This window comes from Paraburkholderia ginsengisoli NBRC 100965 (assembly GCF_000739735.1).
In the GTDB taxonomy this organism is placed as follows: domain Bacteria; phylum Pseudomonadota; class Gammaproteobacteria; order Burkholderiales; family Burkholderiaceae; genus Paraburkholderia; species Paraburkholderia ginsengisoli.
This window is the reverse complement of sequence record NZ_BBJF01000005.1, coordinates 162,462-175,303: the sequence shown is the minus strand read 5'-3', so window position 1 is coordinate 175,303 and position 12,842 is coordinate 162,462. Positions and strand designations below refer to the sequence as shown.

Annotated in this window: 13 protein-coding genes; 7 read left to right on the top strand and 6 right to left on the bottom strand. The window is 62.2% G+C overall.

Features of this window, described 5'->3' with window-relative positions; translation table 11 throughout:
• Positions 1-27: 27 nt before the first annotated feature.
• Positions 28-2,046 (top strand): glycoside hydrolase family 3 protein, encoded by a 2,019-nt coding sequence (locus BGI01S_RS10040; protein ID WP_042324880.1) that lies wholly within the window; start codon positions 28-30, stop codon positions 2,044-2,046.
• 181 nt (positions 2,047-2,227) lie between these two features.
• Here the strand turns inward: BGI01S_RS10040 and trpS are convergent, their stop codons facing one another.
• Together trpS and BGI01S_RS10030 are read right to left on the bottom strand one after the other, a co-directional pair.
• Positions 2,228-3,244: a tryptophan--tRNA ligase gene (trpS, locus tag BGI01S_RS10035; protein ID WP_042324878.1), complete on the bottom strand. Its 1,017-nt coding sequence runs from the start codon at positions 3,242-3,244 to the stop codon at positions 2,228-2,230.
• Positions 3,245-3,481: 237 nt separating this feature from the next.
• Positions 3,482-4,105, bottom strand: a complete 624-nt coding sequence (locus tag BGI01S_RS10030; protein WP_042324875.1) for a TetR/AcrR family transcriptional regulator — start codon at positions 4,103-4,105, stop codon at positions 3,482-3,484.
• 160 nt (positions 4,106-4,265) lie between these two features.
• On the opposite strand from BGI01S_RS10030, the gene BGI01S_RS10025 reads away from it, so the two are divergent.
• Together BGI01S_RS10025 and BGI01S_RS10020 are read left to right on the top strand one after the other, a co-directional pair.
• Positions 4,266-4,751 carry a DinB family protein gene (locus BGI01S_RS10025; protein WP_042324874.1) on the top strand — a complete coding sequence of 162 codons (486 nt, stop codon included), beginning with the start codon at positions 4,266-4,268 and terminating at the stop codon, positions 4,749-4,751.
• A 219-nt stretch (positions 4,752-4,970) separates the two neighbouring features.
• Positions 4,971-5,231, top strand: a complete 261-nt coding sequence (locus BGI01S_RS10020) for a hypothetical protein (protein WP_042324871.1) — start codon at positions 4,971-4,973, stop codon at positions 5,229-5,231.
• A gap of 171 nt (positions 5,232-5,402) precedes the next feature.
• Here the strand turns inward: BGI01S_RS10020 and BGI01S_RS10015 are convergent, their stop codons facing one another.
• Both BGI01S_RS10015 and BGI01S_RS10010 read right to left on the bottom strand, forming a co-directional pair.
• Positions 5,403-5,783, bottom strand: coding sequence for a BON domain-containing protein (locus tag BGI01S_RS10015; RefSeq protein ID WP_042324870.1), 381 nt, complete (start codon positions 5,781-5,783; stop codon positions 5,403-5,405).
• 98 nt (positions 5,784-5,881) lie between these two features.
• Positions 5,882-6,286 carry a PPC domain-containing DNA-binding protein gene (locus tag BGI01S_RS10010; RefSeq protein ID WP_042324868.1) on the bottom strand — a complete coding sequence of 135 codons (405 nt, stop codon included), beginning with the start codon at positions 6,284-6,286 and terminating at the stop codon, positions 5,882-5,884.
• Positions 6,287-6,653: 367 nt separating this feature from the next.
• On the opposite strand from BGI01S_RS10010, the gene BGI01S_RS10005 reads away from it, so the two are divergent.
• Positions 6,654-7,010 carry a cupin domain-containing protein gene (locus tag BGI01S_RS10005; RefSeq protein ID WP_042324866.1) on the top strand — a complete coding sequence of 119 codons (357 nt, stop codon included), beginning with the start codon at positions 6,654-6,656 and terminating at the stop codon, positions 7,008-7,010.
• A gap of 90 nt (positions 7,011-7,100) precedes the next feature.
• Here BGI01S_RS10005 and BGI01S_RS10000 read toward each other — a convergent pair whose 3' ends face one another.
• Complete coding sequence (locus tag BGI01S_RS10000) at positions 7,101-8,744, bottom strand: alpha/beta hydrolase (protein ID WP_167335641.1); 1,644 nt, start codon at positions 8,742-8,744, stop codon at positions 7,101-7,103.
• 807 nt (positions 8,745-9,551) lie between these two features.
• Here BGI01S_RS10000 and BGI01S_RS09995 point away from each other — a divergent pair.
• Positions 9,552-10,343, top strand: a complete 792-nt coding sequence (locus tag BGI01S_RS09995; RefSeq protein WP_052400445.1) for an MHYT domain-containing protein — start codon at positions 9,552-9,554, stop codon at positions 10,341-10,343.
• A 257-nt stretch (positions 10,344-10,600) separates the two neighbouring features.
• Positions 10,601-10,984 carry a BON domain-containing protein gene (locus BGI01S_RS09990; RefSeq protein WP_042324862.1) on the top strand — a complete coding sequence of 128 codons (384 nt, stop codon included), beginning with the start codon at positions 10,601-10,603 and terminating at the stop codon, positions 10,982-10,984.
• A 144-nt stretch (positions 10,985-11,128) separates the two neighbouring features.
• Here BGI01S_RS09990 and BGI01S_RS09985 read toward each other — a convergent pair whose 3' ends face one another.
• A complete protein-coding gene (locus BGI01S_RS09985) occupies positions 11,129-11,932 on the bottom strand; it encodes a hypothetical protein (protein WP_232624414.1) in 804 nt (267 codons plus the stop codon).
• Positions 11,933-12,337: 405 nt separating this feature from the next.
• On the opposite strand from BGI01S_RS09985, the gene BGI01S_RS31375 reads away from it, so the two are divergent.
• Positions 12,338-12,640, top strand: coding sequence for an integrase arm-type DNA-binding domain-containing protein (locus BGI01S_RS31375; protein ID WP_409372075.1), 303 nt, complete (start codon positions 12,338-12,340; stop codon positions 12,638-12,640).
• The last annotated feature ends 202 nt before the right edge of the window (positions 12,641-12,842 follow it).

Genomic DNA, 12,842 nt, shown 5'->3' with positions numbered 1-12,842 from the left:
GAAGATCCACCGAATCCGGAGACACAGATGCACCTCTTTTCCCAGCCTGCCTGCCGAGTCACGGCCATTGCCGCCGCCAGCGCCGCACTCGCACTCGGCCTGTTCGCTTGCGGCAGCGATGTCAGCGAAAATCCCCCGAGCGTCGCGCAGCGCGATTTCGGCTACACGACTCTGCCCTTGCTCACGAAAGACAACCTCAAGTTCAAGGACATGAATCGCAACGGCCAGCTCGATCCCTACGAAGACTGGCGTCTGTCCGCCGACGTCCGCGCGCGCGATCTGACCAACCGGCTGACACTCGCCGAAAAGGCCGGACTGATGATGCACGGCACCGCGCCCGTGCTGAACGACACGACCGGCGCGGGAACCGGCACGGCCTACGATCTCGCCGCCTTGAAAACGCAGATCAACGATCGCGACATCAGCACCTACATCACGCGTATGAGCGGCGATGCGAACACGATGGCCTCGCAGTACAACCAGATCCAGACTCTGGCCGAGCAATCGCGACTGGGCATTCCGGTGTCGATCAGTTCCGATCCGCGCAATCATTTCCAGTACGTGCTAGGCGCGAGCGCGGGCGGCAGCGGCTTTTCGCAATGGCCGGAGACGCTGGGTTTCGCGGCGATCGGCGATAGCGCACTGACGCGCAAGTTCGGCGATATAGCGCGCCAGGAATATCGCGCGGTCGGCATCACGGAGGCGCTTTCGCCCCAGGCCGATCTCGCGACCGAACCGCGTTGGGCCCGCATCAACGGCACGTTCGGGGAAGACGCGGATGTCGCGAAGGCGCAGGTTCAGGCGTATATCGAAGGCTTCCAGGGCGGCAATACCGGCATCAATGAAACGAGCGTGATTGCGGTGGTCAAGCATTGGGCCGCTTATGGCGCGCAGAAATCCGGCTTCGACAGCCACAACTACTATGGCCGCTACGCGACGTATCCCGGCAATAACTTCGCCTATCATCTGAAGCCATTCGAAGGCGCCTTCGCGGCCAACGCCGGTTCGGTGATGCCAACCTATTCGGAGCCGGATGGCCCGGTGACCGTGGACGGCATCGCGCTCGAACAGGTCGGCGCAGCCTATGACAAGGCGCTGCTGACCGATCTGCTGCGCGGCAAGTACGGCTTCAAGGGCGTGGTCGTGTCGGACTGGCTGATTGCGTCGGATTGCGACACCAACTGCATGAACGGTACGTCGTCCGGCGCGCCGTCGTTCGCGGGACTCGGCATGCCGTGGGGCATGGAATCCGCGACGCGCCTCCAGCGCTTCGTGAAGGCCGTCACGGCGGGCATCGATCAGTTCGGCGGCGAGGACGATCCGTCGTTCCTCATTCAGGCCGTCAATCAGGGCTTGCTGAGCGAAGCGCGCCTCGCGGATTCCGCGTACCGCGTGCTGTTGCAAAAATTCCAGCAAGGCCTCTTCGATCATCCGTACGTGGATGCGGAAGCGGCCGGCTCGATCGTCGGCAATGCGGATTTCAAGGCGCAGGCGCTCGATGCGCAACGCCGCTCGATGGTCCTGCTGCAGAACACGGGCAACGTGCTGCCATTGACGGCGACAAGCAAGAAAGTGTGGCTGTACGGTATCGATCCGGCGGTGGCGCAGCAATACGGCTACACGGTCGTCGATACGCCGCAAGCCGCCGATGTCGCGATCCTGCGCGTGAGCACGCCGTACGAGACCTTGCATCCGAACTACGTGTTCGGCGCGATGCAGCATGAGGGCAGTCTCGCTTTCGTCGACGGCAACAAGGACTATGAAGCGATCAAGCAGGCGGCTGCCGCGCCGCGATCGATCGTGTCGGTGTATATGGATCGACCGGCCATTCTGACCAACGTGCAGGACAAGACGAGCGCGATTCTCGCCAACTTCGGCGCAAGCGATATCGCGCTGTTCGACGTGCTGACCGGCAAAGGTAAGCCGGAGGGCAAGCTGCCGTTTGAGTTGCCTTCGTCGATGGATGAGGTGGCCGCGCAACGGGAGGACGTGCCGCACGATACCGCGCATCCGTTATATCCGTACGGATATGGGATGTCGTATTGAGGCGGGCACGCGGTAGATAGCGCTGTTCGGTTGGGCCGCACTTTGATGTGCGGCCCAACAGCGTTTACTCGCGCGATGCATCCGAGTCGTCAATCACGCTCGCTCAAAGGTTCGAACCCTCGATGAAAACCCATGCGGCGTCACGCCCGCCACGAAAGTACGGCATCAACAAGGCCGCTTTTCAATTCTCGAAGTAGGTCAAACCCAGTGCGCTCTTGACCTCGGCCAACGTTTCTCCGGCCACTTCCCGCGCGCGCATCGTGCCGCGACGCAGGATCGCCAGTACTTCGGCACGGTCTTTCTCCAACTCGCAACGGCGGGTGCGAATCGGTTCAATGATCGACTGGAGCCGCTCATTCAGTACCCGCTTGACCATGCTATCGCCCAGTCCACCGCGACGATAATGAGCCTTGAGTTCGTCCACCTTCTGCACGTCCGGCTCGAATGCATCCAGGAATGCAAACACGACATTGCCCTCCACCTGACCGGGGTCGCTGACTCGCAAGTGGTTGGGGTCTGTGTACATGTTGTTGACCGCGTTCGTGATTTCGTCCGGCGTAGCGCCCAAGGTGATGGCGTTTCCGAGGGATTTGCTCATCTTGGCTTTGCCATCGATACCGGGCAATCGCGTGACCTGCGACAGCACCGCCTCGCACTCGACCAGAACGGGCCGGCCGGCCGTATTGTTGAAGCGGCGCACCAGTTCATTGGTTTGCTCGATCATCGGTATCTGATCGTCGCCGACCGGCACCTGGGTCGCCTTGAACGCGGTAATGTCAGCCGCCTGACTGACCGGATAAGTCAGGAATCCGGCGGGAATGTCGCGCTCGAATCCGCGCAACCGAATTTCTTCCTTGATGGTCGGATTGCGTTCGAGCCGCGCGACCGTCACGAGGTTCAGCAGATACTGCGTGAGTTCCGCCAGTTCCGGCACCTGCGACTGGATGAAGATGGTCGACTTCGCCGGGTCGATGCCGACCGCCAGATAGTCGAGCGCGACTTCGACGACGTTCTCGGTGACCCTCTGATGCCGGCCCACGTTGTCGGTTAGTGCCTGCGTATCCGCGAGAAGCAGAAACTGCCGGGCCTCATGCTGGAGCTGGACGCGCGCTCGCAACGAGCCGACGTAGTGGCCGAGGTGCAGCGGACCGGTCGTGCGGTCGCCAGTCAGAATGGTGGGTCGGTTTGCGTGTGTCATGAACTGGAGTCTCATACTTTTGACACCACCAGCCATCGGCGCGCAGAAACGAAAATGCCGCCAGGACTGGCGGCATCACGTTTGCGATATGCGTGGAGAAACGGGCCGCCGGGTTCAGGCGTGCCACCAACGATGCAGGTTCAGCGAGGTCGGTTTCGTATCCATGGGCTGGAGTATAGCGCAGCGGTCGCACATGCGGTCAAGGCTGCCGGCCTGTGTGCGAGAGGACCACCGCGGCTATTGCAGATATCGGACGATGAGCCGTGTGGCTTCGTCGACGAGCGCGTCCATCGCTTCTTCCGAGAGGCGCCCGGCATAGTCCAGCACGGCCGAATGAGTCAGCGCCTCGATCGAGGTCACGCACACGAACGTGGCAAGCTCCAGGTCGACCGCGCGAAACTCGTCGGCGTGGGCGTCGAGATACGCCCTGAACAGCGCATAGGTTTCCACGCTCAGAACGTCCGCGTTCGCCGCGCGTCCCGTGCGTGGCATCTGCTCCGCCAGCACGCGATGCAGTTCGGGATCGATGCGATGCGCGTGGATCGCCGCCGTGACCAGCTTGCGCACGGCCTCGTCCACGGGAAGCTTCGCCACGTCCGCCAGCACGGTTCGGACGACGTGCATCAGCTCCTCAGTATGACGCTCGACCACAGCGGCCACGAGCGCTTCTTTGCTGGGGAAATACTGGTAGAGCGAGCCGACACTCACGCCCGCTTTTTCGGCGATGCGGTTGGTGCTGGTTTTATCGAAACCGTCCTTGACCAGAATGCGAGCGGTTGCTTCGATCAGCGCATCGACCGTCGCGCGCGACCTCCCCTGAGAGGCGTGTTTTCTGGGTTTCGTGAGCGGTTTCCGCGCCATTTTCCGCGCTCCGGAATGCGAGTAGATAAATACGAGCAACCGCTCGTATTATGCCTGCAGGCGATGGCGCCGTGGACCCGAACCGTAGCACCACTCATCAATACAGGGGCCGGCCCGAATCGCGCCTCTATCGTCACCGAATGATTAAAGGAAACCTCTCATGATCCGTCAGCCCTACTCCAAACTCATTGCGATCAAACAATGGGCCGATCGTGGCCTCTACGATGCCGTCAGCCAGAATTTCGACAAGCTGAGCACCGACGAGGCTTCGATCATGCTGCGCATCCTCGACCATATCAATGCGGTCGACACCATTTTTCAGCATCACTTACAAGGATTGCCGCATACCTTCAAGGCGCCGCGCTCCGAAAAAGTACCCGCGCTCGACGTGCTGGCGAAAAGTGCAAAAGCAGTCGACGACTGGTACGTGTCATACGTGGAGAGCCTGACGGAAAACGATTTCGAGCAGCCTCTGAACTTCGTGTACACCAGCGGCAAGCGGGCGCGCATGCAGCGAGGCGAGATCATTCTGCACGTTTGTCTGCACGGCACCTATCACCGGGGCAATGCCGGCGCCGTTCTCCAATTGAAGGGTCTCACGCCGAGTCGCGATGCGATTACCGACTTTCTCGAAAGCACAATGTGAAGGCGCGGAGGAAATGACGCGGCGCGGTCTTCAGGCGTGCGCCCTTCGCTCGGATTGGCGATGAATAGCGTTGCGATGAACGTCGGCTTCTGTCAGAGTCGAGGAAAGTTTCGGGTCGGGTCGGGCCGCGCCTCTGGCATGCGGCAGAGTCCAATCGCCTGCGAAACGAATCCGTCATCGCCGTATTGTCGGTGTCGCCTTGCTGGAGTTCACGCCATCATGAAGTCCTTTTGCCTCGCAGCGGTTCTCGTTGTGCTCTTCGCCGGTTGCGCGTCCAACCAGTCGACCGCGAACGATCAGACCGCCCGCTCAGGTCCGGCCGATACGGATACGTACATTCTGCACGGCACCAACGGCGCGATGCCCGGCAACTCCGCGTCGAAGCCACAGAGGCTCACCGTCGGCACCAGCTATTCGGATACGCAATTGATTCTGCCGTGGTTCCTCAATGACATCATCAACTTTGTTAACTACCGCTAGTCGCCATCCGGATCAAACGGATGGCGTCGATCACGCGCGGGGATGGACGCTTGCGCGGATAGAACGTTGTCGGCGCATCAGGCTCGACGCTTCGTGGCCCGCACTATCGGGCGCATAAGCGCGAGCCCGCTGGCAGCAAGGTACGCCGTGACCATTGCACGGCGTACCGGCTCACTTGCCGCTGCCCTCCTCCAGTACCTCCAATCTGTTCCTCACTGACCTGACGCCGAGCACCGACCTCGCCGCGTTGCCAGCACGCGAAATCTGCCAGGTTTCGGGCACCCGTCCTGTGAGCGTGACGACGCCGTGGCTCACCCTGATGTGAATCTCCGAATCATCCATCTCCGGCACGCGCCCAAGAGCCCGGCGAACGTCTCGAACCACCGAGGTATCTGGCCGGGTGCCAGGCGACGACGTCGACACGGCCAGCATTTGCCCACCGAAATCGGCCGGCGTGCTCAACCCTGTTTGCGCGTTCGCATAAGTGGCGCAACTCGCGATGGCCACAACGAACATTGCACCGCTCATTCTGCCCGCAGCCTTTTTGTTCATGCTTCCTCCTTTGGGTTCCGTGAACTTCGCAGTGGAAATACAGAAGAATCGGGTGTAGCTCTGGCGTTCACCGAAGCATAACCGGAATTGTCGACATGTCACCCGGTCGATGAACTTCGTATCACCAACTCCATAAAGCCCGAAGCGGAATCGAGTTCTCTGGAGAAACGATGTTCAGGAAGAAGCACCACCAATATCTCCGCAGTGGTACGAACGAAGCAGCCGCGTCCCACATGACCGCCGAACATCCGGCCACGCGGATCGGCCACCGACATATGCAGATGCGCGCCATCGGATGACAGGGAGCCGGCGAGTGTGAGAATCTCCAGATCGTCGCGCAGTTCGGTGGCTTCCTCGTTGCCGGCAAATCGCAGTTGAGCAATGCCAAGGCTGCCGATGCCCTGGATCACGAAGGCGGCCGGCATGCCGGTCTGACGCAGTACATCTTCGAGGGCGTCACGCAGATCGTCGCCAGGAGAAAGGCGCACAGGATGTGCTTGCATCGCGCGGGTCCAGGTAGGTAGCTTCGCGACAGGTTAAGGCGGATCGAAGTCGGCGGCAATCGAACGCGCGATTTGACGAGCAAGCGGCAATCGCGTGGGCGGGATCGGGTAAGGATGCGGAGAAGAACCGCAACGCACAGCGGCTCGGCTTCCAACAAAGCGAGCCGTGTCGGCCAGATGCTCCTGAACGGCCGGTGCCCTCAGGTCCGCGAGTCGGATCATTTCGCTCACATACTCGCGAAAATTTTTGACTTAGCGGCCACGGCACGACCAGGCTACGCTGATCGTGTCACGAGAACGGTACGCAAGCGGGTGCGCGAAGCATGCCGCGACGCCGACGCTCGTCGACCACCTTGACGGAGACGCCATGATCCAGCCGATCGATTTGCGTGCGCTCGCCGCCGGCACGCAGCAGGGGTATTCGAACCGGGTGCTGACGAGCGTGAACGACCACGACGTTCATCTCAGCGTGATGGACGCGCCGTATTTCTGGCACCGGCATCCGGATTCGGACGAAACGTTTTACGTTGTCGAAGGCGCGCTCGCCGTCGATTTCGACGATGGCACTGTCGACTTGCACGCCGGCCAGTTGCTGACCGTGCCGGCGGGCGTGCGTCATCGAACCCGCCCGCTCGGGGCGCGCTCCGTCAATCTCACGGTTGAGAAGACCCGCGCGACGACCGTCGAATGCGCTGCACCGCCGCATTGGCCGCGCGAACCCTGAGTCACGCCATCGAAACGCCAGGCGCGACAGCCCGCCGCTGCGGGCCGCTCACGTGCATCGCATCGCACCGCAGCACATCGCCCGCCCGCTTCACTCGCGAGCAAACGCCTGGTTGAAAAACGTTTCGCACACCGCCGCAACCCGCTGCCGCGCCGCACGATTCAACACTTCGTGATCCATGTTCGGGATGATCATCGCTCTTGCGTGCAGCAGCTTGTTCAACCGCCGACCGCCGGGGCCGAAGTGCATGCGCAGCTCATCGAGCCCGTGGTCGAGCGGACTGAACAGCAGCCGCACGCGAACGCCGCGCTCATCGAGTTCTTTCATGCGCCGCCGCGCGCGTGTGCCTTTGTTCACCGCGCTGCCGTTCGCGTCGCCGGTCAAGGCCGCGACGTTGCTGACGACGGCGTCGATCGCGTAGCGCGACAGCGTCCGCAACACGGGCCGCAAGCCGACCTCGCCGCGCAGCACCTGCGACCATTTTTGCGCGCGCAGCATCGCCCGAAAATGCGCGCGCGTCGAACCGGCGCCGATCTTCGTCGCGTCGCACATCCTGAAGCCCGCCGGAAAATCGAAGCTCTGCAGATTGACGAGCAGCAGCGCCGTCACCGCGGGATTGGTGGTCGCGGCATGCAGGCCGAGATAGGCACCCGAACAGATGCCGAACACGGCCACGCGCGGATGCCCGCGAGCGACGGCCCAATCCACGGCCAGCGACGTATCGGCGGCAAGCTGCTCGTAACTGAGCAAGGACGGATTGGCGACCATCCACGCATTGCGGCTGTCTCCGATCCCGTGCGCGTCGACGCGCAACGACGCGAAGCCCGCGCGCGCGAGCGTACGGGCAAGCTCGACATTGAAGCGGCCGTCGCCGACATGGTTGGTCGCCGCCGTGTTGGCGATCACTACCAGCGGCGCGCGTTCCCCACGGCCCTCCGGTTCGCACAGGATTGCGAACAGGCGTCCGTCGGCGAGTTCCACCGGCGTCTCGATCGCGCCCTGCAGGCCGCCCGTGCGTCGATAGCGCAGCAGCGACGCCATCGCGCGCGGCGGGATCGGCGCAAACGCCGCCGCCGACGGCGACGGCGCGAACTCGCGGGCAAACCATTCTTCGACGGAGGCGAGCGTCGCCTCGGGCAGCGTTGCCTGCCACGAAGGCTGCATCGCCTCCTCGTATTCCGCGAACGGCAGCGAATCGACCTGGACTTGCAGCGCGTCGTATCTGGCCGCCAAGTCGTGGCTGGGCCCCTGGCTGCCGGGGTGAACGATCAACAGCTTCGTCGCCGGCGCGGTTGCCGCGCGGCGCAGATCGCAGTGCGTGACCGCGTTCATTGCGGCGTCGCTGAAGCGGTGCCCCAGCACGTCGAACGCGCCGGCCGGCACCGCGTCGTTGCGGACCTGTTCGCCGGCCTTCTCCAACCAGGTGCGTTGCAGCACGCTCATTTCGCGCACGAACTGCCGCCCGCCGACGACCGGCGCAACCAGCGCCACGGTATCGACGCGCGCCGCGCTCGCCGCCTGCGCGGCCACCATCGCGCCGAAGCGGAAGCCGATCAGCGCGACCCGCTCGACGCCCGTCGCACGCCTGAGGAAGTCGACGGCCTCGACGGCCTCATCCGTCCACTTGTCCGGTTCGACGAGCCCGCCTGGATCGATCGAATCGCCGGTTCCCGCGTAGTCGAATCGCAGGACCGCGAAGCCGCGCGCCGCGAGGCGGTCGGTGAGCGATCGCATGGTTTGATGCAGCCACAAAGCCTCATGGCCAAGCGGCGCGCACAGCACAATGCCCGCTTTGCCTTTTGCACCGGATTTTGGCAACGGCTCATAAAGCCACCCGAAATGGCCGCCAAAATTGACGGGGTGCATTTTAAAGTCGACTTTAACCGCCTCACTCCCCTCGAGATCATTCTCGACGGTCGTCGCGCGAAGCGCTTTCAATGGAGTGGCCATATCAGTTTTTTGAACGTTGAATTTTGCGCTATTACGCGCCACCCAATGGGTCCGTGTCAGTGCGCTTTCGCACATGACGAATTGGCGAACCCCGCTAGCGATAGCCCGAGGCCAGGACGGCACCCAGGCCGCGCGGCCCACTCCATGCGGCAGACAGGCGCCCCCCGAGTCCGAAGCACGTGATGAAGCAAGGCTCCCTGGGCAGCTTAACTCAAACGATTTGTTACGAATTTCCTCACCCGCCATTCCATGCGCAATAGCGCCGGTAAATAATGCCACCCCATCAACCGTAAAAAAGACGGACATATCCCTTCAATTCTTCAATTAGCTTTCAAGCAGCATGCACTAAACTCCGTTCCGCTTTACTGCTTTCCCCGCATTCGGGTAACCCCGAATAAGGTTTATGCGAGCCATTCAATTCGAAATTGATGCAATGCCGCACACAGCTTTCCGACGGACACCAAGGAGACGCCGGATCAGTACCCAACCGCATCGGCCAGTGCGGTTTGCCGGGCACGCCATGCGTCATCGACGCGGGCTCGCCGGGCCGTCAATCACCATTAATCGAGCTCTTATAAAAGCCGTCGACCTATGCAAAGTCACTACAACCTGGGGTTAGTCGCGTTCTCGCTTATGATCGCGACACTCGCGTCCTACACGGCGCTGGATCTCGCGGACCGGATTTCCCTGCTCGCCTATGCGCGCGCTCGGCAAATATGGCTCGCCGGCGGCGCGCTGGCGATGGGCTTCGGCATCTGGTCGATGCACTTCATCGGGATGCTGTCGTTTTCGCTCAACATTCCGCTTGGCTACGATCTCGCCGTGACCGGTTATTCGCTCGTCATCGCCGTGCTGGTTTCGTGGTTCGCGTTGTATATCGTCACGCGCAAGGACCTCGGCGTGGTTCGTCTGCTGGTGGGCGGCGTGCTGATGGGTCTGGGCATCGCCAGCATGCACTACGTGGGTATGCGCGCGCTGCTGATGGAGCCCGCCATCGACTATGATCCCGCCATCTTCGCCGCGTCGATCGTCATTGCGATCGTGGCGTCGACGGCGGCGCTGTGGGGCGCGCACACATTGCGCAACACCGATCAGCGATACGTGATGCGCAAGCGCATCGGCACCGCCTGCGTGATGGGCGTCGCGATCGCGGGCATGCACTACACCGGCATGGCCGCGGCGAACTTCGCGGCCGGATCGATTTGCGGCGCGGCGGGCGGCGTGCGTCCCGAGTGGCTCGCGGCCGCGGTCATTCCTTCAGCGTTCGTGATCCTCATCGTGACGCTGCTGCTTTTCCATCTCGATGCGCGCGCGAAGTTTCTCGCCGATTCGGTCGCTCAACTCAACGAGCAGGTCGATCGTATGCGCGGGCTGACGCGCTGACGGATGCATCCGGTCGCGCGGCGGCCGACGTGGATTCGTTGTGCACACCTTCCGCTATTGCCGTGACGGTTGTGCTGTCGAGCGCGCTTGCGGGCACGTCGCGAATGGGCCGTTGATCCTGTCATCGCGGCATATAATCAGATCCGGCGTCGCACACGCTTGTCGAGGCGGCATCGGCATCACGTTTCGCTGCCTCGTCCCCCGGCATCACGCGGCTTGAAAAGGCAGACCCCGGACAAACCGGCAAAGGAGGAATAGTGAGAACACACGGCACGAGCAGACTACTCGGCGCGTTGGTCGCCGTCTCCCTCGCGATTGGCGCGACTTACGCGAATGCGCAAACGCCCGGCGGCATGCCGAACGATGCGTCCGCGCACAACCAGCCGATCACGACATCTCAGTCTCGAGCCAGATCCGATAGCCAGTTGGTTCGCGACGTCCGCCGCGCCTTCACGCGCACGACGGGACTGAACTCGGCGTCGATTCATGTGCAGGCGCGCCACGGCGTCGTCACGCTGACCGGCAGCGTGCCGCAGCGCTCGCAGATCCAGCGGGCCGGCAACGCGGCCAGATCGGTGCGCGGAGTCAGGTCCGTGCAGAACCGGTTGACGGTGCGCACGAGGCACGGCAGCGGTCATTGATCGCGCGGCTCGCGTTATCGCCAACAGCGGGCGCGCAAAGACTCAGGGCTCGGCGTTCATTCACCGAGCCCTGGCACTATTCATCATCGATTGTTTTCCCGACCGGCGCTTCGTCGCCCCTTCCACTGACGCGTTGACGATGCGTCAGCGCCACATCCGATAGCTCACCACCGGCGCCCGATACGCGTACATACGCGGCATGCTCAGGTAGACCGGCGGCCGATAAACCTGATACGCGACAGGCGGCGCCATCGGCTGCATCACGGTTTCCACGACAGGCATTTCCTCGTACTGCTGCTGCGCGTAGACCGGGACGTACTGGACCGGAGGCGGCGGCGCATACTCCTGGCGCACATACACGGGCTGGCTGTCGGCGTAGACCGGCTGCATCTGCGCCTGTGCATACTCGGGGGCCGGCTGATACTGCATCGGCATGGCGGGCGCGTACTGCGGCTCCTGATACGCCTGCCGATACTGCGGCTGCGGTTGCGGTTGCGGCTGGTATTGCTGCTGCGGCTGCGGTTGCGGCACCTGACGCGCTTGCGAGACCTGACGCTGCGCGTACTGCCGAGGTTGCGGCGGAATGGTGGTGTACTTCGAGTTGTCGTCTTCGGGAAGGCCGGCCGGCAACGGCGGCACGTCGACGCGGGCGACCTGCGTATTGGTCGGGGTGGTGGGCTTGCGCTGGCCGTGGTTGTGCGACTCGATCATCGCGTTGTAGCCGGCCTGATCCTCCTTGCCGCGATTGATATAGCCGTTGCGATAAGCGCGAGCCACATCCGACATCTTTGCTTTCGGATCCTCTTTCATGCCGTCCGCATTGACCTGGTATTCATCCGGACTGAGCGAGCCGGACGGCGCTTCTTCGTCGGATGCATACGCGGCTTCGGGACCGTCGGCCCAGGCGAGGCCGCACTGTAGCGTTAGCGCCGAGGCGAGCGTCGTCACCCCACACCCTAAAAGCGTTTTTATTCTCATGATCCACCTCGCGGCCGATTAAGAATTTGAAAGCCTAAGATCGGTTGCTCGCTTGCCCCGTGCGGCTGTTTTCCGGTGCCCCCGTGCAGGTGTTATTTCTAGCATATTTGGTGGGGGTGGGGATATCTTTTTTGCTGGGTGTGAGAGGTGTGGCGCATTGGGGCTGCGGGTGTGGGGAGTGTTTCGCGGATATGCGGTTTGCATGGTGAGTCAATGAATAGGCTACGCGACAGATAACACGTCAATGACGCGCGATGCCGCAGAAAGCTGAATCACCTTAGGGTTTCCCCGCTTGGACGCGACTTCTTGCTGCCGATCATCAAGCCTTCGAAAATGCGGGCTGCAATGACTGTCGGCTCAACACTCAACGTTTGATTGCTCGGAGGACTTTGTCATCTTGTCGGCCTAAGCCGATGGTGGTCGATCAGGAAATATGCGGCCGTGCCAGGTCGCTTCGCCGACAGTCGCGACTCGGGGAAGTGGGCCGGTAAGGAACGGCGCTATAGCTGTGGGACGTTCCCGACTGATTCGATCGACGGTGCGCATCTGCAGATTGCCAGGATGAACTCGCTACTGGCGAAGGGCATCGATCCAAACGATGAGCGGGAGGGGGACCGTCCGAGAGTGAGCGACGGAATGGGTCCGGGGGGGAAGAACGGCGGAGGCTTTGGTGAGTGATATCGTCCGGGACGTTACGAGACGGTCTCGACAAGTGAATGACCGCCCATGCAGGCCATTTCACACCACACCCTACGTCTACGATGTTCTAATCGTTGCAGCGCTTCGATGGATCCTCTGGCGGAATGCAAAGGCGCGAGGTTTAAGTCCAGCGCAATTCGCTTTAGCGAACGATACGTTGGATCGAATGGGAATTGGTCGC